The following is a 23,768-nucleotide window of genomic DNA, read 5'->3' as shown; positions in this document are numbered from 1 at the left end:
GTGGTTTTACCCACTACAGAAATTATAGAGCCCAAAAAAAGAGATTCCCTAAGGAACCTCTTTTTATTCTATATGACTATAGAATTATTTTTTCAAGTTGTAGAATGATTTCAAACCACGGTATTCTGCAACTTCACCAAGTTGGTCTTCGATACGAAGCAATTGGTTGTATTTAGCGATACGGTCAGTACGTGACAATGAACCTGTCTTGATTTGACCAGCGTTAGTTGCAACTGCGATATCAGCGATTGTTGAATCTTCAGTTTCACCTGAACGGTGTGATACTACTGCTGTGTATCCAGCTTCTTTCGCCATTTCGATAGCGTCGAAAGTTTCAGTCAAAGTACCGATTTGGTTAACTTTGATAAGGATTGAGTTAGCAGCGTGTTCTGCAATACCTTTTTCAAGGTAAGCTGTGTTAGTTACGAAGAAGTCGTCACCAACCAATTGAACTTTACCACCAAGACGTTCAGTAAGAGCTTTCCAACCGTCCCAGTCGTTTTCGTCCATACCATCTTCGATAGTGATGATTGGGTATTTGTTAACCAATTCTTCAAGGTAGTCGATTTGTTCTGCAGCAGTACGAACAGCAGCGCCTTCACCTTCAAATTTAGTGTAGTCGTAAACTTTACGTTCTGCATCGTAGAATTCAGATGATGCACAGTCAAATCCGATAAATACGTCTTTACCTGGTACATATCCAGCAGCTTCGATAGCTTTGATGATAGTTTCAACACCATCTTCAGTTCCGTCGAAACGAGGTGCGAAACCACCTTCGTCACCTACGGCTGTTTCAAGTCCACGTTCTTTAAGGATTTTCTTAAGTGCGTGGAAGATTTCAGCACCCCAACGAAGAGCTTCTTTGAATGTTGGTGCACCAGCAGGTACAATCATGAATTCTTGGAAAGCGATTGGAGCGTCTGAGTGAGAACCACCGTTGATGATGTTCATCATTGGAGTTGGAAGAACTTTAGTGTTGAATCCGCCAAGGTAGCTGTAAAGTGGAACTTCAAGGTAGTCAGCAGCTGCGCGTGCTACAGCGATAGACACACCAAGAATAGCGTTGGCACCAAGTTTACCTTTGTTTGGAGTACCGTCAAGAGCGATCATTGCGCGGTCAATACCTTGTTGATCACGTACGTCGAATCCGATGATGTGTTCAGCAATAACGTTGTTTACATTATCAACTGCTTTTTGAGTACCAAGACCACCGTAACGAGCTTTGTCACCATCACGAAGTTCTACTGCTTCGTGTTCACCAGTTGAAGCTCCTGAAGGAACCATACCGCGACCGAATGCACCAGATTCAGTGTAAACTTCTACTTCAAGTGTTGGGTTACCGCGTGAGTCAAGGACTTCGCGTGCGTAAACATCAGTAATAATTGACATTACAATACTCTCCTTATGAGTTAAAATTTTTTACACCTATATATTACCATAATATCAAGGCTTAAGCAAATTAAAACCAGAATTTTCTAGCGATTTTCTATTTTTTAATATTTTCAATTGTTTTTGAAAATCTCAGAAAGCAACTCAAATGAAAAGGAATTCAAAATATTGTATAATACAAGTAGAAAACTAAGAGGAGATTCCTATGACTTCACTTGAAAACAAAGTGCTCCAATGCGCTAGTGGCGAAAAACGCCTAAATCCCGATGAACTTCGTCAGTATTTTGGAACCTATGCGGAACGTGTAGTCCTAGCTGTTCTATTGGAAAACACCGAAAAGAAAACTGTAATTGACAATTTTCCGCAAATATTAAAAGACTTATTAGCCGTTTACCCTAATCTTAGTCTCAAACTTTCGCCAAAATTAGCCGACCAGACACAATTTACCTATATCAAGACCGCTCAAGCACTAAATATTTCTGCAACTATTGTTGACGAGGCCAAGGCCCATTCACCATACGGTCTTATCGTACATAGTAATCAAGCAGAGAATCTTGATAAAGTATTATTTTCAGAACTCTATCCTGATATCCTTGCTCCTAGTGAAACTGAACCTATCCTTGAAAAAAAGGGATTTTTTGCTAAACTATTCGGAAAATAAAAGCTGATGCAAAGTCAGCTTTTTCTTATATCACAATGTTTTACTGAGCTTGATGAGATTCCCAATATTGAGTCCTGTGCGATAGAGATTCTCCTTAGCGGTAGCTAAAACTTGGTCTAACTCTAATACTTGTCCAATGATAGGGAAAGCAGCTGAGATACCTGCTACTGGAAAATCAGGCAAGTCATCCTTCAAACTACCACAGATAGCAATGACGGGAATAGCTGATGGTGTCCGCCTAGCCACTCCGACCGGTGCCTTACCAGATAAGGACTGGCTATCCATACGTCCTTCTCCTACTATAACCAAATCAGCAGACTTCACACGTTGGTCAAAATCAACACAATCAAGTACAAAGTCAATCCCTGATTTAATTTCTGCACCTGCAAAGGCCACCAGGCCTGCAGCCATGCCTCCTCCCGCCCCTGAACCAGCCAATTTTAAAACTTCTGGAGCAAAGTCAGTGTAGAATTGTGACATATCTTGATCAACTTTTTTAAATTGTGAAGGAGACAAGCCTTTTTGTCCACCAAAAATATAGGTCGCTCCATGTTGGCCACACAAGGGGTTATCTACGTCAGTAATCAGACGAATGGTGACACTAGACAAATCAACCTTATTTTTAGAGGATACCTTCTTAATGAGACCAAGATTAGCACCTATTGGCTCAAGCTCCTGTCCCTCAGAATCATAAAAACGATACCCCAATCCATATGCCATACCAATACCACCATCATTGGTAGCAGATCCACCTACGCCTATAATAAACTCTCGGATGCCAGACTGAACCAAATGAACAATTAGTTCACCTACGCCTTGTGTCGTTAGAGCTAGAGGATTTCGTTTCTCCTTAGGAATATGCTCCAAGCCACAAATCGCAGCCATTTCAAAAATGGCAGTCTGGCCATTGCTGGCAAAAGAAACACTTCCGTCACTTGTATAGGCATGAGGAATCTTGATACTTTTCTTCTCAAGATTTAGATTTTCAGCAAGAGCATCTAAGGTGCCCTCGCCACCATCACCTATTGGCATGAGGTCAAAATCAGCGTCGGATAAGGCATTTTCAAAACCTGATTTAAGAGCTAAGGCGACCTCTTTTGCAGATAAACTTTCCTTAAATGAATCAGGTGCAATCAAAATTCGCATGATGTCCTCCTTCTATTTTTCTTTTAGGTAAGGGGATAAGGCCTGAACTAACTCTTCCGTCATATGTCTAGGACCCCGAACAGTTTTAATACCTAAACTCTTTAGTCTATCACTATCAAAGTCAGTGTCATTAAAAGTGTATAAGGGCTTAATCCGCATCAACTCTTTAATACTCTCCTCTTCACGATAACCTTGATTAGGGATATTTGCCTCTAAAACCTGACAGACGTAACGGATGGCCTTGGTAGGTGCCGTAATATAGATAGCCACAAAATCTCCCTTTTGCATACTAGCTTTCTGTGTCCAAAGAATCTCCTCATTTGCGGAAAACTCATCCCCAATATCGTAGTATTTCAAATTTACCGGGATAATCCAATAATGAGGCTCCGAAGCCTTTCTAAGATGTTTGGGAGCCACTAGGGAACGACTTTCACTAAGAAGCTCAAAAACAGTCTGGTCTGGCAAGGTCTCATCTAAAACAAGACTAACCCAGGTCTTCTTGGACATATGGTAGCTAGGAAAAACGCCATCCATTTTCAAGAGTTTATCCATTTGCTTAGGATTAACCTTGAGGTTAACCACATCATATATTAAATCTGCCTTTTCTCCATCAAGCCCTAGTTTTTCGCCCTTAAGAGGAAAAAACAAGGCATACCATTTACCATCAACTCTAAAAGATAGATAGCTTGGTTCTTTCTCGAAAGGATGGTCTGCTTGGTCTGAAAATTCTTGAACTAAAAATTTAGCCAGACGATTAGCTTGCGGAGATGAGAATAATTGATCTTCATAACAAGAATCAGCTACCTGTGACAGAAGTTCTCCATAAGCCTCTCTGACTTGACCCACGTAAGTTCCAGTAGCCTGAGGACTCCTGAAGATATCATAAGGCTCATCAAGATCACTATCGACAACCTGTCCCGTCAACTTATCTTCTAAATCGATAAACAATCGAGCTTCGAGTTCTTCAGCTATCAGTGTTTTTCTGAACTCATAGCCCTGCTTGGTAGCTGTAAAACCAAAAGGCTCTAGGCTATCAGGTTTTAGGACTTTCTTTTTAAAATAAGCATCCTCAAAAGTCATTGGTTCTCCCTTTTTCTAAAAAAGAGAAGTTGAGACAAACTTATGTCCCAACTCCTTTTTTATTTTGTTGACTGACGTAAGGTAAGACCGTGATTAAGAATAACATCTTTTTCTTCAAGCTCTTCCTTATTCATGATTTTAGTCAACATACGCATGCTAACTGCCCCTAAATCATAGAGAGGATGATTAATACTAGAAAGGTTTGGACGTGTATAGCTTGTAATTGGTGAGTCATTGCTTGTGATGATTTCGAAGTCTTCTGGAACGGATTTACCTGCAGCAAAGAGGCCATTCAAGAGACCTGCAGCCAATTCATCTTCCCCAACATAGGCAGCAGTGGCACCAGAGTTCAAGACACGTTGTGCTAGATCAAAGCCATCTTTATAGCTATATTTAGCTTCAAAGACTAGTCCTTCATTGTAGCGCAAATTATTCTTTTCAAGTCCAGCCTTATAACCAGCTAGACGGAGCTTGCCATTAATATCATCAATTAGTGGTCCTGATACAAAGGCAACCTTTTCATTATTCTTGGCAAGCTGCGTTACAGAATCCTCAACGGCAGCTTTATAGTCGATGTTAACACTCGGTAATTGGTGTTCGAGGTCCACAGTTCCTGCTAGGACAATCGGAGTACGGGTACGAGAAAATTCTGCACGAATTTTTTCCGTCAAGTGGTAACCCATGAAGATGATACCGTCTACTTGTTTGGCAAATAGAGAGTTAATCACGGTAACTTCGTGATCGTCATTTTCATCACTAGATGCAAGAACAATATTGTACTTGTACATCGTAGCAATATCATCAATCCCCCTTGCTAAAGTAGCAAAATAACTATTAGCAATATTTGGAATAACAACTCCTACAGTAGTGGTTTTCTTACTCGCCAAGCCACGCGCAACCGCATTTGGACGGTAATCCAAACGATCAATGACCTCAAGCACTTTTTTTCGGGTGTTTTCTTTTACATTTTTATTTCCATTTACCACACGAGACACAGTCGCCATCGAAACACCTGCTTCACGCGCAACGTCGTATATAGTAATTGTTTCATCAGTATTCATAAAAACACTTCCTTTCTCATTTTACGCTCACTTATTCATGCTAATTGTATCAGATTCTGAAAACACTTTCAATTATTTTGACTGATTTTTTACAAAAAAATGAAAGGGATTCCTTCTTCATGGTTATGAGGAAGAAAGCCATTTCAGAAAAAGACGTGTCATTTCGTGTTTCCAAGACTATCCATCGCTTACAAAACTAGCCTAAAAAAGTCTCAATGAAAGTAAATGATTTAATGAAAAGCCAAAAAAACAGCTTGCATTTTCCCTATAAAAGTGACAGAATGAGTGTAAGAAATACAAAGGAGTTTTTTCTATGTCTAAACTTGATCGCATTCGCCATTTTTTGAATGAAAATAAAGCAGGGCTAGCTATTGTTTCAGATCCTGTAACTGTCAATTATCTTACTGGTTTTGATTGTGACCCACATGAACGCCAAATGTTCCTCTTCGTCTACGAAAATCGTGAGCCTGCCCTCTTTGTACCTGCTCTTGAGGTTGCACGTGCCTCTGCTTTACTCGACTTCCCAGTATTTGGTTATGTAGACTCTGAAAATCCATGGCAAAAAATCAAGGCTGGCCTAGCAAGTACAGACAGCCCTATTATTTATGCAGAGTTTGACAATCTCAATGTGACTAAGTTCCAAGGATTGCAAACGGTCTTTGATGGTCGCTTTGAAAACTTGACACCATTCATTCAAAAAATGCGCGTTATCAAGTCAGCTGATGAAATTCAAAAAATGATTGTTGCCGGTGATTATGCTGATAAAGCTGTTAATATTGGTTTCGACAATATTTCTCTCGACGTTACTGAAACAGACATCATTGCTCAAATCGAATTTGGCATCAAACGCTTGGGCTATGAAATGAGCTTTGAAACTATGGTCTTGACTGGTAACAATGCAGCCAACCCACACGGCATTCCTGGAAGCAACAAAATTGAAAAAGATGCTCTTCTTCTCTTCGACTTGGGCTGTATGGTGAATGGCTATGCTTCAGATATGACGCGAACAGTCGCTGTTGGAAAACCCGATGATTTCAAAAAAGAAATCTACCACTTGACTTTAGAAGCTCAACAGGCTGCCCTAGATATGATTAAACCAGGTGTAACTGCCAGCGAAGTCGATGCTGCAGCACGTAATGTTATTGAAAAAGCTGGTTACGGCGAATACTTCAACCACCGCCTCGGACACGGTATCGGAATGGATGTGCATGAATTCCCTTCTATCATGGAAGGAAATGACATGGTCATTGAAGAAGGAATGTGCTTCTCAGTCGAACCAGGTATTTACATTCCTGAAAAAGTTGGTGTTCGTATCGAGGACTGTGGTTATGTGACAAAAGATGGCTTTGAAGTCTTCACACACACACCAAAAGAATTGCTCTATTTTGATGTCTAATTAATAAACATGGGTCTTCAATTAAGTTGAAGACCTTTTTGTTTGTAGCCAAATCGAAAACACCAAAAAAGCTGACCCATCGAGAGTCAGCTTTTGCTATTTTTCCTCATGCTCTTGTCTAAGATAGTCAAGTCCTTCTTCAATCCATCCTGGCATTGCTTCTGCCAAGGGTTTAAAGCCATAGTTTAAACGACTATCAGAGAAACGATGACGATGAGGGATTTTATTTTTTTCTTCCTCAAGGGTTCTCAAAGAAAGACTAGCCTTTTGTGTAAATTCATCAAAATCAACAACTTGAACCAAGACCTCCTGGTCTACCTTGAGGGTATTGTAAATGTTGTCGATATAACCTGTCTTAATCTCTGAGATGTGAATCAAGCCTGTGGTACCATTTTCCAATGAAACAAAGGCACCGTAAGGCTTGATGCCTGTGATAACACCCCTAAGCTTGTCTCCAATTTTCATCTTAGTCTGCTACCTCAACTGTTTCAATTACAACATCCTCAAGTGGCTTATCTTGAGCCCCAACCTCAACATTGGCAATCTCATCAAGCACCTTGTAAGAGTCTTCATCCACCAATTGACCAAAGACTGTGTGACGACGGTCTAGGTGAGGTGTTCCACCATTTTCAGCATAAGCTTCTGCGATTGGTGCTGGCCATCCACCACGTTCAAGTTCCTTTTTAGCATAAGGAATTTCAGACGTTTGAACGATGAAGAATTGGCTACCATTTGTATCTGGTCCAGCATTAGCCATAGAAAGCGCACCACGGAGGTTATAGAGCTCTTCAGAAAATTCGTCCTGGAAGCTACCACCAAAGCTTGACTCACCACCCATACCAGTACCAGTTGGGTCACCACCTTGAATCATAAAATCCTTGATAATTCTGTGGAAAATCACACCATCATAATAGCCACTCTTGGCCAAATTGACAAAGTTAGTAACTGTTAATGGTGCATGATCAGGGAAGAGTTTGATGACCAAATTACCATGATTTGTTTTAATTGTTGCGACTGGACCTTCTACTGTATCCAAGTCAAGTTGTGGGAAATGAAGTTCTTTTTCTACCAATCCGAGTTCCTCCAAGGCATTGAAAATGCCATCTTCTTCTATTGTTCCTGTAACGTAATCTGCTTTTTCTTTCAATTCTGGTGTGGCATTACCCATAGCAATCTTAAGTCCAACATAGTCAAAGATTTCCATATCGTTTGGACCATCACCAAACATCATGGCATTGACTGGTTTAAGATTTTCATGCTCCAAGACATGCTCGACACCAGAGGCCTTTGAGATACCATTTGCTACGACGTCAGAGGAGTGTTCATGCCAGGGTACCATACGGACATGGGATGCGAGTTCTTCTGGTAATTCAAGGTCACCATCATTTTCCGCAAAAGTCCACATATGGTAAACATCATTCGACAAGTGAAAGTCTGGCTCCACATCACAAAGACCATAGACTGGTTTCATAGCATTATCAATCAAATCTGAACGCTCTGAGACAACTGGCTTATCCTTACCAGCAAAGCCCCAAGCAATCCCAATCTCCTTACACCAAGCAACAAAGGCTTCTGTAACCTCACGAGCTAGGGGCTGGTTATAAATTTCTTCCCCTTTTCGATTAATCACATAAGTTCCATTGATGGTTACAAAATAATCGGGCTCTAGGTCTCGAATGTCCTCAACGACACCATAGTAGCCACGTCCTGTGGCAATCCCCGTCAAAATTCCTTTTTCTTTAAGCCCTTTGAAAACAGCCTTAATAGATTCAGGTATGTAGCCTGTCTTTTTAACACGAAGGGTGTCGTCAATGTCAAAGAAAACAATCTTAGTCTTCTTGGCCTTGTATTTTGTTTTAGCATCTACTGGCATCGCTAATCTCCTTTACAGTATCACAGCTAGAGTCAGGTATAGCTAGTATCCTAACTAAAGACCGCATGGTACTCTCATTATATCATGTCTTAAAGCCAAAAACAAAAAATCACCTAAGACTATAGTAGTCTTAGATGATAGGCAGTTTAACGGTTAACACTCTTGATAATACGTTTAATATCACGCTCTTGTTCACGACGCTTGATAGACTCACGTTTATCGTAATCGTGTTTCCCTTTGGCAATACCAAGCAACACCTTGGCAAAACCGTTTTTTAGGTATACCTTCAAGGGAACCAAGGTCATACCTGTTCCCTTAAGGTCATTTTGAAGTTTGGTGATTTGCTTCTTCTTGAGCAATAATTTTCTCGTACGGTCTGGATCTTGATTCCAAATATTACCTTGCTCAAACGGAGCAATATGAACATTGATTAACCAAGCCTCACCGTTCTTGATTTGGGCATAGCCATCTTTTAGTTGGATGCGTGCCGCACGAACGGATTTAATCTCCGTCCCTGTTAGCACGATACCTGCTTCAATAGTATCAACGATACTATAGTCATGTCTAGCCTTTTTATTCTGAGCAACAACATTGCCTTCACCCTTTGGCATAGCAGTCCCTCCATTCTCATCCTATTTTCGTTTTTTAGCAACGTCCTTGTAGAAAGGTTTGTTCCCTTTCTTCTTACGACGGCCACTCTCACGTCCCTTGTTATCATTATGAGGACGGTTTTGATTTTTACGCTTGTCTGGTTTCTTAGATGACTTACGTTTTTCGTCATAAGATCCTTTACGACCATTACCGTCTTGACGGTTACGGTTATCCCCACGTTTACCACGACGTTCGAAGTCTCCATTTTGACGGTCACGACGTGGACCTCTATTTCGGAAGGCTTTCGCCTTCTCTTCACGTTCCTGACGAGCCTTGTGGTCTACTTTCTCAGTAACATCATACTCGCTTGGAAGGTATTGGAAGTCAATGTCTCCGGTTTCCTTATCCGCACGTGTTAATTTGACACGGATAGGCTGACCAACTCGGAAAGTCTTACCAGTTTTCTCACCCTGAAGTGACATGGTACGTTCATTGTAATTGTAAAATTCTGGAAGGGTCGTGATGTGAACCAAACCTTCGATAGTGTTTGGCAATTCCACAAACATACCAAATTTAACCACACTTCCGACAATACCATCGAATTCTTGGCCAACAAACTCTTCCATGTATTCCGCTTTTTTCATAGCTTCAACGACACGTTCAGCATCAATGGCACGACGTTCAAGAGTTGAAGATGATGTCGCTAATTCAGGAATAACCTCTTCAAAATGTTCACTCGTTTCTTGAGACATATTGTTAGTGTACTCACGAATCATTCGGTGAACCAAGAGGTCTGGGTAACGACGGATTGGACTAGTAAAGTGGGTATAGTACTGAGCCGCAAGTCCATAGTGTCCGTGGTTGTGTTCTGAATAGCGGGCTTGTTGCATTGAACGAAGCAACATCATGTTCATGACCTCTGCTCCGGGTTTACCTTGAACTCGCGCCATGAACTCTTGCAAGTCTAGTTGATCCATCTTATTGGCAGTTCCTTTGATTTGAACACCAAAGATAGAGGCATAATCCATGAAGCGTTGCAATTTCTCAGCTTTTGGTTCCTCGTGGATTCGATAAATAAATGGCAACTTAGCCTTAGCGAAGTGCTCTGCCACACATTCATTGGCAGCCAACATGAAGGATTCAATCATTCGCTCGGCTGTTCCACGTTCACGCACCACGATATCCACTGGCATCCCCTTCTCATTTACCAAGATACGAGCTTCAGATGTATCAAAGTTAAGGGCACCACGACGCTCACGCATGTCTTCTAAAATCTTATGCAGTTCTGCCATAGCTGATACAGAGTCCATGATTGGCTTAAACTGCTCAATCTTTTCTGGATTTCCAGCCAACATCTCATTGACATCACTGTAGGTCATACGGAAGGTTGTATTAATCACAGATTGGCAAATCTTATGATTAACCACCTTACCTTTTGGAGTAATCTCCATAATGGCTGACTGAGTCAAGCGATCAACATTGGGATTTAGTGAACAAATACCATTTGAAAGACGCTCAGGCAACATTGGCACCACACGGTCTGTCACATAAACCGAAGTCCCACGTGCAACGGCCTCACGGTTAAGAGCTGAACCTTCAGTGACATAGTAGGACACATCGGCAATATGAACACCAAGCTCAAAATTACCATTTGGCAAACGTTTAATATGGACCGCATCATCCAAGTCCTTAGCATCAGCTCCATCAATAGTAAAGGTTACCTCTTGACGAAGGTCAACACGACCAAGGAGGTCTTCCTGACTAGGTGCATCTGGTACAGCTTCTGCTTCCGCCATGACATCCTCTGGGAACTCTGAAACAATATCCATTGATTCTAAGACTTCCAAGACATCAATACCAGCATCCCCTTGATGACCAATAATGTCACGAACACTTCCTACGAAATAATCATAGTGACGGTTAGGGTATTTTTCAATATCAACCTTGATAATTTCAGTACCGTCTAGGGCAACTGGTTCTTTCTTAATATAAATTGGCTGCTGAATTTTTTGATTTTTAGACTTAATGTAACCAGCATAAGGTTCTTTCTCGTCGCTAAGGATAAATTTCCCTACAACAGTCTTAAGCGAACGTTCTACAATTTCAACAACTCGTGTTTCTGCTGCCGTCCCACGCAAACGATCCGCTGGCTTCTTGATAACAACAGCAACAGTATCACCATCAATGGCATGGCCAACATCATTACGACCAATGAACATATCATCTTCACTGTCATCGACATGCAAGAAACCAAAACCGTTCTTATTGGCACGGAAAACACCTTCAACAGTCACCTGATTTGGATTTTCTTTCTTAGGACGCAAGGAAACAGAGCCATCTCGATTAAAACGCAACTGCCCCTTACTTTCCATGGCTGATATGGCCTTGATGAGCTGAGGAAACTTTTCTCCCCCAGCATGATTAAGAGCCTGGGCAATGTCGTTTACACTGGATTTCCCATGCTCCTTCAAATAATTTATAATAGATTCTTTCATGATTTCCTTTTCTTTTATTTATTGACTATAACGCAAAAAATGAGCCAACCTCAGTCAGCTCATTACTTACTTGAGAGAATGGAAAGGACGATTGCATCTACAATCCATAGAAAAACCATGATTCCTGTAAAGCGTTGCATAAAGGCTTCAAAACCACGTGGTTTACTACGTTCAAATAGTGCTTCTGACCCACCACCATCAAAGACATTGCTACTTGGATTTTTTTGTGGCTGCATGAATACCGCAATCACAATAATAGCTGACATCACCAAGAGCAGCGTTAATAATAAGTCGTACATAGTTATTCCTCCGAAAAAGTCCTTTTTATTCTACCATAGAACCCTTTAAGATTCAACATGTAAGGTTACTTTTCTATCCTTAGGGCAGAATTTGGGTACCTGAATTTTCTCAGGATGATTCTGTTTATTTTTACTTGTGAGATAGTTGATGCTCCCACATTCACTACACTTTAAATTGATTTTAACTCTCACCTATATTCTTGACTCCTAGCGATTTTCTAAAGATGATTAAGGACCAGACGAAATTTCCAAAGACGATCATTGCCGTCACAAAGAAGACCCAGCGATAACCTAGTCCTGTCGCAACTGCTGACCCAACAAAAGGACCTAAAACCTGTCCGATATATGAAAAGCTTTGATTAAAGCTAAATATTCTTGAAATTCCTTCTTTAGGTGTCATCTTGGTCAATAAAGAATTGACACTAGGCATAAGAGCACCTACACCGAAGCCATAGGCAAAGCGTAAGATACCCAGTTGCAAAGCTGAACCGGCAAAACCACAGAGGAAATACAAGAGAAAGCTATAAAATAGCCCCATTAAAAGCAGGCGATGATTTCCAATACGGTCTCCCAATTTTCCCAGATAAGGGGTACTTAAGAGACTAGAAAAGCCCATAGCAGAAACAATTAACCCTGAGTAAAAAAGGATATTTTCCCTCTGACCTAGATAGCGAATGTAAAGGGCCAACATAGGCGCAATCGATTGGGCAGAAATCTGGATAATCATACTGGTCACAAAAAGGCCAATCAACATAGATTTGCTGGGAATTTTTGCAAAAACCTGAGAAAGAGTCATCATCTCTCCCTTTTCGACAGGCTGGAAATTCTCTCTCAAACCAAAGATAGTTAAGAGGCAGCAGATAAATAGAATGAGTCCAACCAATAAAAAGGTCCCCCTCATACCAAACGCCTCAGATAAGGTACCACCTAACAAAGGGCCAATCAGAACACCTGCCGTTAGACCCGTAGACAAGGTCCCCAAGGCATAGCCAGAACGGTTCTGAGGAACCTGGCTAGCAATTAAAGCTGTGGCATTTGGAACATAGCCCGCAAACAAACCATTCAGCGTTCTCAAGAAAAGCAGCCAGAAAACATTTGGAACTAAGGCAAGACCTCCCATTGTAAAAGTCATCACCATACTGGCCCTGATCATCATGGGCTTTCGACCATAACGGTCAGCCAAGCGTCCCCAAATAGGAGAAACCAAGGCAGAGGCTAAGGCAGAGATGGCAACAGACAAGCCAGCATACCATTCGACCATATCTCCTTTAACACCCAGTTCCTCAATATAGAGGGCCATGAAAGGCATAACAATAGAGAAACTAGCTCCAGTAAAAAAGGTTCCTATCCATGCAATTTTAAGGTTACGTTGCCAATCAGTACTTTTAAGTTCTTTTTGGCGCAAATAATCATCTTCTTTCTAAAATTCACTATCCATTATATCACAATGGCTAGCTATGAGGAGCTCGTTAAATCGTTTATTGCACTCTTAGCCTTCTCCTTCAAATCATCGAGACTACCGTTATTATCAAGAACCAAGCTGGCATAAGGCTTTTTCTCAGCTAAAGACATCTGACTATCAATACGCATCTTAGCTTCCTCAACACTTAAGTGATTACGTTTCATCAAGCGTTGGCACTGAATCTCCGGTGACACTGCCACCAACCAAATTTGATCAAACCAGTCCTGATACCCATTCTCAATAAGCAAGGGAATATCCATGAAAAAAACATCTTCTTCCTTGGACAAACGATCCCTCTGAGCTGCTAGTTCCTCTCGAATAATTGTCCCTTGAATCTCAGCAGACCGCTGTCTCATCTCCTCATTGGAAAAAATCAGTTGCCCTAGTTTAGGACGATTCAATTCTCCATTAGAAAGGAGAATCCCCTCTCCCAACCAATCAAGCAAGGCACGGTACAGACGGCCTCCTTGAGCCTGCAAGTCGTGTACAAGCTGATCAGCGTCAATGACCTTGTAACCTGCCTCTTTAATCATTTCAACAACAGTAGATTTTCCTGAAGCAATACCACCTGTTAATCCAATAATCATCGTTTCTGACAATGAGGACACAAATGTGTTCCTCTCCCTCCTAACTTGATTTTCTCAATTGTGCTTGCGCAGCGTGGACAAGGCTGTCCCGTCTTTCCGTAAACCTGCAAATAGTTCTGCATGGTCCCATCCTCACCAAGAGCATTACGATAAGTCCTTATAGTTGAGCCACCTTTTTCAATGCCTAGCTTTAAAATAGCAATCGTTTGGTCGTGGACCCGCTTCATAGCTGCCTTGCTGAGTTTCTTTGCTGGCGTCTCAGGATGAACCTTGGCTGCCCAAAGCACCTCATCAACATAGATGTTGCCTAGACCAGCCACTAATTTCTGCTCCAAAAGGAGACTTTTAATGGGCTTTGCAGAGGTCATCAAGGCTCTCTCAAACGGGGCGTATTTAAAAGCCTTCTTAGTAGGCTCAGGACCAAGCTTTTTCTTTGTAAAATAAGCCTCCTCTTGATTTTTAGCCAATAAATCAAAGGTCCCAAACTTGCGGACATCCTGATAAACAAGAGTCGATCCATCATCTAAGGTAAAGAAAAGATGGAAATGCTTATTAACAGGAACCTGATCTGTAAACAAGAGGTATTTTCCTTCCATGCGCAAGTGGGAAATCATAATCAACTGTCCAAAGTCAAAAATCAAGTACTTGCCTCTACGTCGCACGGCTTGAATAGTTTGGCCAGCTAAGTCATTCAAAAAACTATCGTAGGAGGTCTTAATCATTTTCGGGACCTTAACTTCAACAGACAAAATGGTCCGACCTACAACTAACCTTTCTAACCCTCGTCTAACAGTTTCTACCTCAGGCAACTCAGGCATCTGCTCCTCCTTCTAACAAGAAAGCCGAGCAAATGCCCAGCTTTTTAATATTCTTTTTCATTGTAACCAAAATCGGCCAAATCAAGTTTTTTATCACGCCAATTTTTCTTAACCTTAACCCAGGTTTCAAGGAAGACCTTGTCCCCAAGCATGACTTCAATATCTTTACGGGCAAGGGTACCAATTTTCTTGAGCATGGAACCTTGCTTACCAATGACAATACCTTTTTGGCTGTCACGCTCAACCATGATTGTCGCACGAATATGAATCTTATCCGTGTCTTCATCACGCTTCATCTCATCAATGACAACCGCAACAGAGTGTGGAATTTCTTCACGTGTCAACTGAAGGACTTTTTCACGAATCATCTCCGATACCAAGAAACGCTCTGGGTGGTCGGTGATTTGGTCCGCTGGGAAATATTGGAACCCTTCCTCAAGGTTATCACTCAAGACATCCACAAGATGAGAAACGTTGTTTCCTTGGAGGGCAGATATCGGAATAATCTCCTTGAAATCCATTTGTGTACGGAAATCCTCAATCTGCTCTAGAAGCTGATCTGGATGAACCTTGTCAATCTTATTGATTACCAAGATAACCGGAACCTTAGCTTGTTTAAGACGTTCGATAATCATATTATCACCCTTACCACGGGGCTCGTCCGCTGGTACCATAAAGAGGACGGTATCCACTTCACGAAGGGTTGAATAAGCAGATTCCACCATGAAATCTCCAAGAGCCGTCTTAGGCTTGTGAATCCCTGGTGTATCGATAAAGACAATCTGTTCCTTATCAGTTGTGTAAATCCCCATAATTTTATTACGGGTTGTTTGAGCCTTATCACTCATGATAGCAATTTTTTGCCCCATAACATGGTTCAAAAACGTTGATTTTCCTACATTAGGACGGCCAATAATAGCCACAAATCCTGATTTAAATGTCATATAACTTCTTTCCTATTTCCTTTTAATTGAAAATTAAGTGCCAAATTTTAGGTATGAAAACAATCATACCCGTAATGAGTGCATAACAAGAAACCACTAAAACAGCTCCTGCAGCCATATCCTTGGCATTTTTGGCTAGCATCGAAAAGTGATAATTACTGGCCAAATCGACAACATTTTCAATGGCAGAATTAACAATCTCTAGGGCAATTACGAGAAAAACTGCCATCAAAAGAAAGAGCCATTCTGTCGCAGACACACGAAAAATCAAGCCAGCCAATACCACCAAGATAGCTGAAACCAAGTGCTTGCGCATGTTACGTTCTTCTTTAAAAGCTGTGATAATCCCTGTTAGAGCAAACTCAAAACTAGCTGTAAATTCTCTGTTTTTCCACTTTTTTTGTGGGTTATTGTCGCGTAAGTCCATAAGCAGTCAAAATTTCTTCCTGTAATCCAAACATTTCCGCTTCTTCTTCTGGGGTGTAATGGTCGTAGCCATTGATGTGAAGAAAACCGTGAACAGCCAAGAAGCCCATCTCACGCTCAAAACTATGACCATAATCCTCAGCTTGCTCGTGAGCCTTATCAACAGAAATAAAGAGTTCACCGATATAACTATCAAACTCTCCCATCATTTCAGCTAATTCAGGATTTTCAGCCAACTCTTCCTCATCAAAGCTAATGTCTAATTCCGGCTTATACTCCAAACTAATAACATCAGTTGGACGGTCCGTATCACGATATTCCAGGTTTAGCTCGTGGCTACGTTCGTTGGTTACAAATGTAACCGCCATTTCCTTGTCTTCCTTGCCAAGTCTTTGTGCTGCAAAATCTAGCAACTCCAAGGTTTGTTCTTTTAATTTCTCAGAGACTTGTCCAGTCTCATCAATCATTTCAATATACATAAGATACTTTAGGAACGGCTATGCTCACTTCAGACATAGAACCGCTCGCTTCCTTTCACTAACTCATTAGCTTTTTTATACAAATACTCAAATACATAGAATACTAGCCCAGAGTATTTTTGGTCTAATATTAATCACCTCATTATACCATAAGGACACAGAAAAAGCAGACTTAAGGCTAATTGTCTGCTTTTTGTAGGACCTCTCTGGGAATCGCTTACTTATCTAAATTATCCTTAAGACGTTGAATGTGAATGGTTAAAAAGACTTGTTCGTCTAAACTTAGCTCAAAGGCATAACTTGTCTTGATATATGCAGCAATCTTTTGGGTACAGATAAAGGACTCTGGATAATTTATCTTAACTTGTTCGTAAAGGAAAGCATCATTCTTGCCACCACTTACTCCACTCACAATACGTTGTGCTAGGTATTGGAGATGTGTCATAAAACGGTTATACGAGAAACTATCCTCCTCCAAATCATAACCAAAATGAAGACGGACAATGTCACTAATCCCAACCACAATTTGAGTCATCTGTCGGTCTTTTTCATGGAGACCCGCATCTTTTTGTGCATTGACAAAATGTAAAGCGACAGAGGCAGCCTCATCATCTTCCAACTGAACTTTTAAATCCTTGGCAATCAAACGAAGGGCTTGTTTCCCAATTTCATACTCCCGAGGATAAAATTTTCGAACCTCCCAAGCCAAAGGATTCTGCAAAGAAACACCCTCTCTACTTCTTTCAATAGCATAATGTAGGTGATCGGCAAGGGCGATGAAAAAAGAGGGATTAAACTTGGTTTGCAAGACAGCCTCAGCAAAAGTAAGGATATTCAAAAAGACCTGCATTTCACCATCAGGTAAATTGACATAAACACGAGACCATTCCTCTACTACCTCTGTATTTTCCAAAACAAAAGTCTTTTCAATCTTTTCCTTATCAACAAGGTCTCCGACCTTCTTTTGAAAACCTAGTCCCTTACCCATGACAATGTATTCCACATTATTATCCAAAGCTTGGATAACATTGTTGTTTAAAACCTTTTCAATCTTCATCATGATTCCTCGTTATAAAAGCGCTTACTTTATTTTACCAAATTTTTAATGAGAAACCTACTTACTACAAACTAAAAGTGCTGGCCTGACCAACACTTCTTACTTATAGTTCTGTTCGATTTTCGATAGCTCTTAGCAAGGTCACTTCATCAGCATACTCAATGTCAGAACCGACTGCCAAACCACGCGCTAAACGAGTCACCTTGATTCCTGCAGGTTTAAGGACACGTGAAATATACATAGATGTTGCCTCACCATCTGCTGTTGCATTAGTAGCAATGATAACCTCGTCAACCTCGCTATCCATAAGACGGGTAATCAAACTTTTCAGGTTAATATCGTCTGGCCCAACACCATTCATAGGGGAAATAAGCCCTTGAAGCACATGGTAGAGACCACGGTATTCCTGAATCTTTTCCATAGCTGAAACATCTTTGGAGTCTTCAACAACCAAAATCTTAGTACGGTCTCTAGTTTCATCGGTACAAATGTTACATGGATCATCATCTGTCAAACGACCACAGACCGAACAATAAGTCAATTCACGTTTTGCTGCCAAGAGGTTTTTTGCGAAATCGTTGACATCTTCATCAGACATACTAATGGTATAAAAAGCTAGGCGTGTCGCTGTTTTAGCCCCAATTCCAGGGAGTTTTGAAAAACTATCAATCAGCTTCGCAATTGGAGTAGGATAAAGCATGAAGGCCTCCTGTTCTTTATATTTTTTTATCCATCACTTATCTTTTGTCACTTTCATGGATAAGTCTTTAGCCAAGAATAAACACTCAAACACTATATCACAGAAAAATCCCTCGTGCAAGGCACAAGAGACTTTAGATGTTTAGTGAGTATTTTGATAAAGTTCCATAATAGCTTTGACTGCATTTTGATGGGCCTTACTCTTCCAATCTAGAGCATGTGGGTACATAATCCCAACTGCCAACTTCGTACCATCTTTAGCGGTCGCATAGGCCACGGCATTAAGGTTAACCGTTGTTACAGAGTTACCAGAAGCATCCGTCGCATAGGTTTCGGCTGTCCCTGTTTTACCACTGATTGGAATGATAGAACTTGCCATAGCTTTACCAGTCGCAAGGCTAGATCCTGAATTAACAACATCATTAAAGCCTTGTTGGATAATACCCATCTGCTCAGAGTCGAGAGGTAAGGTATTTAATACACGTGTATCTACTGTTGAGGCTAGAGTTCCTAGACTACCATTAGATCCTGCATCATAGATACCTCCAACGATATGAGGGGCTACACGTTTACCCCCATTGGCAATTGAAGCAACATACTGAGCTAGCTGAATGGTTGTATAAGAATCGTACTGACCAAAGGCCTCTGTCAGAACGTTGGCTACATTGTAATTCTTAGAAATGTAACCTTCTGATTCTCCAGGTAAATCAAGTCCTGTAGACACCCCCATACCAAAATCAGCATAGGTATCACGAAGCGTCGTCATGGCCTTATCCATATTGTCAGTCGACAAGGCCATACCTGGAACATACTGTTGGCCAAGTAGTTTGATAGCAATCTGTACCATATAGGTATTTGATGAGTATTCTAGAGCCTGTGTCGCGGTAATAGCACGGCTACCTTGGTCTGTAAACCAAGATGTGATAGGGGCTGAACCGGCAATGTTGATGGGTTGGTCAGTCAAGACTTGGTTCCCATAGATAGCACCTGAACGCCAACCAGCAGTTAAGGTTGCTCCCTTAACAACAGATCCTGGAATGAAGACATCAGTGATTGTTCCTAAAGCATTGGCCTTAAAATCTTGTGCACCTTGTTCATGTTTTTGCCCTGCCATGGCAAGCACAGCACCAGTGTCAGCATTCATAACCACTGCATACATTCCTTCAGAATAGGTAGCTTTATTTTCTGAAATCTCTGAAGAAAGCTGTTGACCTAGGATGTCTTCAACTCCCTTTTGGAAATCAAGGTCGATGGTCAACTGCAGATTGTTCCCCTTGCTGCCCTTTTGAGTGATTTTATCACTAGCAACTTTGCCTTCCTTGTCTACTGTAATCTCACGAACAGTATGTTTTCCTTGTAGTTTCTCTTCATATTCTTTTTCTAGATAGGACGTTCCTACACGGTCATTAAGTGCATACCCTTTTTTGAGGTATTCCTTGGCATCTTCTTGTGGCAAACCTGCTTCCGAACTTGAGACTTTCCCGATGAGAGGTGACAAGGCTGAATCAACCGTATGGCGTTCCCAATCCTTAGCAACCGTAATACCATTGAGTTCCTTCTGTTTAGCTGCTACAATCGCAATTTGTTCAGGCGTCAAGTCTCCTGTTTTCAATGTGACTGTTGAGAAATTAGAAACAGCATTCATCTGTGAGTAAATGTAGACAATCTTAAGTTCATCCTCAGAGTAATCCACTGCTTCATCAGGAACTGCATCAACAGCATTGTTGTAAATAGTAGCTTCAGCTAATTTATTACCAAACTTATCTGTTTTCTTGTCGTTTGGAAGATCATTAACAACACGCTTATAAGTGGCAGAATCCGCTAGATAGAAATCCCGTTTTTGACGTGCTGTTACCTTCGTTTCTGTCAGAGTCACCATGGTCGCCAACTTTTCAGCGACCTTCTTCATCGTATCTGATGACACCAAATTGCTACGTGTGAAGGTGATAACATCCTTACTCTGGTTGGTCGTGAGAGCAACCCCTTTAGCATCAAAGATTTGCCCACGTTCGCTTGCAATCCTAACTGTATACTTAGAATTATCCTCTAATTTCTTCGTATAAAACGATTTGTTATAAACCTGCATATAGGTCAAACGTGCAAAAAGCAACAAAAAAAGGACAAAGACTACACCAAAAAGCAAGTAAACACGACGGGAGATGTTTACTGGCTTTCTAGGTTTATTCGCTCGTTTTTCTTTTCGTTTTTGGCGCTGTTTTTCCCATTTTTGACTGAGTTTTTTCGAAAATGATGTCACTTTTTTTCCTCTATGTTCTCATAAAAATTCTCTTTTATTTTATCACAAATAAGCTTTAGCAAACTTAAAAAAATGTCGAAATCTAAAAAAACTTGCCTCAATATAAGACATGTTTTTTAGATTATAATGACAACTTTTTCATCCAGCTAGGAATGGCTTTACTGATATGAGTCGGTAAAACCACATAGGCATTTTTAGCCAGATCATCTGCGATAGCTGAGTGAAGCCAGACAGCAACTGTAACTGCTTTATAGGAGTCAACTGAAGCGAATTGGGCCAGAAAACCAGTAATCATACCAGCCAGGGTATCTCCCATGCCTCCTGTGGCTTGATAGGGTCCACCAACTTCTAAATGAGCTACTTTTTCACCTTGATAGACAGCGGTCTTGTGACTCTTGGCAACTAGGATTGTCCCAGCTTGAAACTCTCCCAAGGCTTTCTGAGTGTTTGAAACTGTCTGCTCTGGAATCCTTAAACCAGACAAACGTTCCCATTCTTTTTGATGTGGGGTAAGAGTGAGGTGACAGACTGGCAACTCTTCCTTATTTTTCTTAGCCAAAAGATTAAGAGCTGAGCCATCAATAACCAATTCCTGAGTTGCTCGAATATTCTTTAAGACTAAGTCCAAGGCCTGACTAGCTGCACTATCCTCACCTAGACCAGAACCAATTAATACCACGTCTGCAGCTCTCAGATTCTCAAGAAATCTTTCAGTCTCCCTAAGGTCAAAAGCCATAGCTTCAGGAAGATGACTGTGTAGTGCTGTGATATTTTCGCGATCCGTGGCCACTGTGACCAAGCCCGCACCACTGTTAACACAAGCGATGGCAGCCATAATGATGGCACCACCATAAGGGTATAGCCCACCAATTAAAAGCACTCGACCATATGAACCCTTGTGGGACTCTCTCAGACGAGGTTTTATCACTTGCCTAGCTAAATCGTCATCAACTTTCATAAACTATCCTTTCGCACTACGAAGAGCAGCTTGATAGGTCTGTTCCATAAGCATGGTAATAGTCATAGGACCCACACCACCTGGAACAGGCGTGATCATACCAACTTTATCTTTTACTTGATCAAAATCAACGTCACCACAAAGTTTGCCTTCTTCATCACGGTTGATTCCCACATCAATGACAACAGCACCCTCTTTGACATATTCTTCCGTTACAAATTTAGCGCGTCCAATAGCCACAATCAAGACATCAGCCTTGCTACAAACCTTAGCCAGATGTGGTGTTCGTGAGTGAGTCAAAGTAACCGTAGCATTTTTCTCCAAAAGAAGCTGGGCCATAGGTTTACCGACAATATTACTACGTCCAATAATAACTGCTGTCTTACCTTCCAATTCTACATTGTACTCACGAAGGATTTCCATAATTCCAGCCGGCGTACAAGGTACCATTTGACGGCGACCATTCCAGAGATTACCGGTATTCATAGGATGGAAACCATCGACATCTTTTGTAGGATCAATAGCCAAAAGAATACGCATTTCATTAATATGATTTGGCAATGGCAACTGAACCAAAATACCATGGAAAAGTGGATCCTGATTATATTGCTCAATAACCTCAATCAATTCTTCCTCGCTGATACTCTCAGAAAGGTTGACTGTCTGGCTATGGAAGCCAGCCTTTTTAGCAGCACGTTCCTTGTTGCGCACATAAACCTGACTAGCTGGGTTGTCACCAACCATAATTACCACTAGTCCTGGCACAATCCATTCCTTTTCTTTAAGGCGTTCTACCTTTTCATGCAAATGATCCTGCATTTTAGCAGCTAGGGCCTTACCATCCATTATTATCGCCATGGGTGTTCTCCAATACATACTTTTTCTCAATTATACCATAGTGATGGCTCTTTGTGACTAAATTTTCTAAATTTTCAAAAAGACATCTTAAATACGAAACTAAAAAAGCTGGAATCACCTTCCAACTTTTTTCTGATTATGCTTCGTGACTAGTCCACAAAACCATTTTGCTGACTCCAGCCCTTAATAACCTTCAAGGTCTTCTGCTGGAATTTGCCACTTTCATACATGTGATCTGCACCCGTTAAGGAAACGAGAACGGAATCACGGTAGTTCTTAGCCGTTCTTCTGGCAATATTAGGATGAGTCATCTTATCCTTGGTCCCAGAAATCACAAGTACAGGACATGAAATCCGACTAAAGTCAACGTAAGCTGCTTTTGTCTTATCAAACCAATGAAGAGCCATCTGAGTATAGACTTTTCCTGATTCAGGAACCAAATCAGCAAAAACTTCCTCTTTCAAAGATTCCTCTTGTTCATTCATGCAATACTTGAAAAACTCCTTTTTATACGGAGGCATGGCTTTTTTCCAAAATCCCCAGCGTAAAAAGTGTTTGCCAAAACAAGCTAACATGGTTGGATAAAAGGCAAAAATATCTGCTGTTGGTGCTGGTCCCATGAGAATCATACCAGCTACTTCTGTTTTTTCGGCAACCATCTGAGCCACTAAACACCCTAAAGAGTGCCCCAAGATAAGTGGTGGTTGGTCAAGACTTTCAATCAAGGCCACTAAATCATCTCGATAGTCCTGCAGGGTAACAGTCCCAACCTTAGCTAGGCACTCTTGATAAGGTAGGTCATGGTAACGAAAGCTAGGTGTATGCACCTTATATCCCATTTGACGTAGACCTGTCGCAAATTCTCCCCAAACATTGCCATCACACCAGGTCCCATGAATTAGGACAATCTCTTTGTTCAAAACCATTCCTTATACATCTCCCTTTTTTGTTAAAAATTTAGATTATTTATCTATCTTATAGTATCACACTTCCAACCTAGATACCTTTATACATTTCTTACAATCGTAAGAAAATGGTCTCTTAAATGAATAAGAGACCATTTTTCTATATATTATTTTATTAGCGATTAGCCTTATGCATTTCTTCCTTAACCGGACAAGAACACTCGCAATCGCCACAAGATCCTTTTCCTTTGATATAGTGACGGATGCCAAGACCAGCTAAAGCAAAAATAATGAAAGCAATGATAAAGGTAGACATAACAATTCCTC

At 41.0% G+C, this 23,768-nt stretch carries 25 protein-coding genes; 2 read left to right on the top strand and 23 right to left on the bottom strand.

The window, feature by feature from the left end:
• Positions 1-84 precede the first annotated feature (84 nt).
• Complete coding sequence (eno, locus tag HMPREF2979_RS02770; RefSeq protein ID WP_002886048.1) at positions 85-1,389, bottom strand: surface-displayed alpha-enolase; 1,305 nt, start codon at positions 1,387-1,389, stop codon at positions 85-87.
• Positions 1,390-1,594: 205 nt separating this feature from the next.
• On the opposite strand from eno, the gene HMPREF2979_RS02765 reads away from it, so the two are divergent.
• Complete coding sequence (locus HMPREF2979_RS02765; protein WP_021144479.1) at positions 1,595-2,050, top strand: YueI family protein; 456 nt, start codon at positions 1,595-1,597, stop codon at positions 2,048-2,050.
• Between the two features lie 30 nt (positions 2,051-2,080).
• Here the strand turns inward: HMPREF2979_RS02765 and HMPREF2979_RS02760 are convergent, their stop codons facing one another.
• The 3 genes from HMPREF2979_RS02760 to ccpA are packed head-to-tail and all read right to left on the bottom strand — an operon-like array spanning position 2,081 to position 5,337.
• The gene (locus tag HMPREF2979_RS02760) at positions 2,081-3,196 is read right to left on the bottom strand and encodes a glycerate kinase (protein ID WP_021144480.1); all 1,116 of its coding nucleotides are present in this window, start codon (positions 3,194-3,196) and stop codon (positions 2,081-2,083) included.
• A 12-nt stretch (positions 3,197-3,208) separates the two neighbouring features.
• Positions 3,209-4,276: an MmcQ/YjbR family DNA-binding protein gene (locus HMPREF2979_RS02755; RefSeq protein WP_070655018.1), complete on the bottom strand. Its 1,068-nt coding sequence runs from the start codon at positions 4,274-4,276 to the stop codon at positions 3,209-3,211.
• A 59-nt stretch (positions 4,277-4,335) separates the two neighbouring features.
• Positions 4,336-5,337 (bottom strand): catabolite control protein A, encoded by a 1,002-nt coding sequence (gene ccpA / locus HMPREF2979_RS02750; protein ID WP_002890449.1) that lies wholly within the window; start codon positions 5,335-5,337, stop codon positions 4,336-4,338.
• Positions 5,338-5,650: 313 nt separating this feature from the next.
• Here ccpA and HMPREF2979_RS02745 point away from each other — a divergent pair, with 313 nt between their 5' ends.
• Positions 5,651-6,733: a M24 family metallopeptidase gene (locus tag HMPREF2979_RS02745; protein ID WP_037597586.1), complete on the top strand. Its 1,083-nt coding sequence runs from the start codon at positions 5,651-5,653 to the stop codon at positions 6,731-6,733.
• A gap of 96 nt (positions 6,734-6,829) precedes the next feature.
• On the opposite strand, the gene HMPREF2979_RS02740 is transcribed toward HMPREF2979_RS02745, so the two are convergent.
• The 19 genes from HMPREF2979_RS02740 to HMPREF2979_RS10020 form a co-directional block, all read right to left on the bottom strand.
• Complete coding sequence (locus HMPREF2979_RS02740; RefSeq protein ID WP_002886108.1) at positions 6,830-7,198, bottom strand: S1 RNA-binding domain-containing protein; 369 nt, start codon at positions 7,196-7,198, stop codon at positions 6,830-6,832.
• A gap of 1 nt (position 7,199) precedes the next feature.
• Positions 7,200-8,606: a Cof-type HAD-IIB family hydrolase gene (locus tag HMPREF2979_RS02735; protein ID WP_037599247.1), complete on the bottom strand. Its 1,407-nt coding sequence runs from the start codon at positions 8,604-8,606 to the stop codon at positions 7,200-7,202.
• Between the two features lie 146 nt (positions 8,607-8,752).
• The gene (gene smpB / locus HMPREF2979_RS02730) at positions 8,753-9,217 is read right to left on the bottom strand and encodes an SsrA-binding protein SmpB (RefSeq protein WP_002885905.1); all 465 of its coding nucleotides are present in this window, start codon (positions 9,215-9,217) and stop codon (positions 8,753-8,755) included.
• Between the two features lie 21 nt (positions 9,218-9,238).
• Positions 9,239-11,692, bottom strand: coding sequence for a ribonuclease R (rnr, locus tag HMPREF2979_RS02725; protein WP_070655015.1), 2,454 nt, complete (start codon positions 11,690-11,692; stop codon positions 9,239-9,241).
• Positions 11,693-11,754: 62 nt separating this feature from the next.
• Entirely contained in the window at positions 11,755-11,991 is a 237-nt protein-coding gene (gene secG / locus HMPREF2979_RS02720; RefSeq protein ID WP_002886135.1) for a preprotein translocase subunit SecG, read from the bottom strand.
• A gap of 45 nt (positions 11,992-12,036) precedes the next feature.
• Entirely contained in the window at positions 12,037-12,183 is a 147-nt protein-coding gene (gene rpmG, locus HMPREF2979_RS10025) for a 50S ribosomal protein L33 (RefSeq protein WP_002890443.1), read from the bottom strand.
• On the bottom strand, positions 12,173-13,396 hold the full coding sequence (locus HMPREF2979_RS02715; RefSeq protein ID WP_070655013.1) for a multidrug efflux MFS transporter: 1,224 nt from the start codon (positions 13,394-13,396) through the stop codon (positions 12,173-12,175). Before HMPREF2979_RS02715 ends, rpmG begins: the two co-directional genes overlap by 11 nt.
• Positions 13,397-13,446: 50 nt before the next feature.
• Positions 13,447-14,040 carry a dephospho-CoA kinase gene (gene coaE, locus HMPREF2979_RS02710; protein ID WP_070655011.1) on the bottom strand — a complete coding sequence of 198 codons (594 nt, stop codon included), beginning with the start codon at positions 14,038-14,040 and terminating at the stop codon, positions 13,447-13,449.
• Positions 14,037-14,858, bottom strand: coding sequence for a DNA-formamidopyrimidine glycosylase (gene mutM, locus HMPREF2979_RS02705; protein ID WP_070655009.1), 822 nt, complete (start codon positions 14,856-14,858; stop codon positions 14,037-14,039). Before mutM ends, coaE begins: the two co-directional genes overlap by 4 nt.
• A gap of 44 nt (positions 14,859-14,902) precedes the next feature.
• On the bottom strand, positions 14,903-15,802 hold the full coding sequence (gene era, locus HMPREF2979_RS02700; protein WP_002886016.1) for a GTPase Era: 900 nt from the start codon (positions 15,800-15,802) through the stop codon (positions 14,903-14,905).
• 22 nt (positions 15,803-15,824) lie between these two features.
• Positions 15,825-16,229: a diacylglycerol kinase family protein gene (locus HMPREF2979_RS02695; protein WP_004182934.1), complete on the bottom strand. Its 405-nt coding sequence runs from the start codon at positions 16,227-16,229 to the stop codon at positions 15,825-15,827.
• Positions 16,210-16,707, bottom strand: coding sequence for an rRNA maturation RNase YbeY (gene ybeY, locus HMPREF2979_RS02690; protein ID WP_002886021.1), 498 nt, complete (start codon positions 16,705-16,707; stop codon positions 16,210-16,212). Before ybeY ends, HMPREF2979_RS02695 begins: the two co-directional genes overlap by 20 nt.
• Positions 16,708-16,924: 217 nt before the next feature.
• Positions 16,925-17,764, bottom strand: a complete 840-nt coding sequence (gene licT, locus HMPREF2979_RS02685) for a BglG family transcription antiterminator LicT (protein WP_070655007.1) — start codon at positions 17,762-17,764, stop codon at positions 16,925-16,927.
• 103 nt (positions 17,765-17,867) lie between these two features.
• Positions 17,868-18,464: a recombination mediator RecR gene (gene recR, locus HMPREF2979_RS02680; protein ID WP_002889030.1), complete on the bottom strand. Its 597-nt coding sequence runs from the start codon at positions 18,462-18,464 to the stop codon at positions 17,868-17,870.
• A 141-nt stretch (positions 18,465-18,605) separates the two neighbouring features.
• Positions 18,606-20,720, bottom strand: a complete 2,115-nt coding sequence (gene pbp2b / locus HMPREF2979_RS02675; protein WP_014634126.1) for a penicillin-binding protein PBP2B — start codon at positions 20,718-20,720, stop codon at positions 18,606-18,608.
• Positions 20,721-20,841: 121 nt separating this feature from the next.
• Complete coding sequence (locus HMPREF2979_RS02670) at positions 20,842-21,678, bottom strand: NAD(P)H-hydrate dehydratase (protein WP_070655004.1); 837 nt, start codon at positions 21,676-21,678, stop codon at positions 20,842-20,844.
• Positions 21,679-21,681: 3 nt separating this feature from the next.
• Complete coding sequence (locus tag HMPREF2979_RS02665; RefSeq protein ID WP_070655003.1) at positions 21,682-22,536, bottom strand: bifunctional methylenetetrahydrofolate dehydrogenase/methenyltetrahydrofolate cyclohydrolase; 855 nt, start codon at positions 22,534-22,536, stop codon at positions 21,682-21,684.
• 149 nt (positions 22,537-22,685) lie between these two features.
• Positions 22,686-23,462: an alpha/beta fold hydrolase gene (locus HMPREF2979_RS02660; RefSeq protein ID WP_002886229.1), complete on the bottom strand. Its 777-nt coding sequence runs from the start codon at positions 23,460-23,462 to the stop codon at positions 22,686-22,688.
• 154 nt (positions 23,463-23,616) lie between these two features.
• Positions 23,617-23,757 carry a FeoB-associated Cys-rich membrane protein gene (locus HMPREF2979_RS10020; protein ID WP_002890392.1) on the bottom strand — a complete coding sequence of 47 codons (141 nt, stop codon included), beginning with the start codon at positions 23,755-23,757 and terminating at the stop codon, positions 23,617-23,619.
• Between the last annotated feature and the right edge of the window lie 11 nt (positions 23,758-23,768).

Source organism: Streptococcus sp. HMSC078H12 (genome assembly GCF_001814615.1).
Taxonomy (GTDB): domain Bacteria; phylum Bacillota; class Bacilli; order Lactobacillales; family Streptococcaceae; genus Streptococcus; species Streptococcus salivarius_F.
The sequence above is the reverse complement of the archived record's forward strand: the minus strand, read 5'-3'. Positions and strand labels throughout refer to the sequence as shown.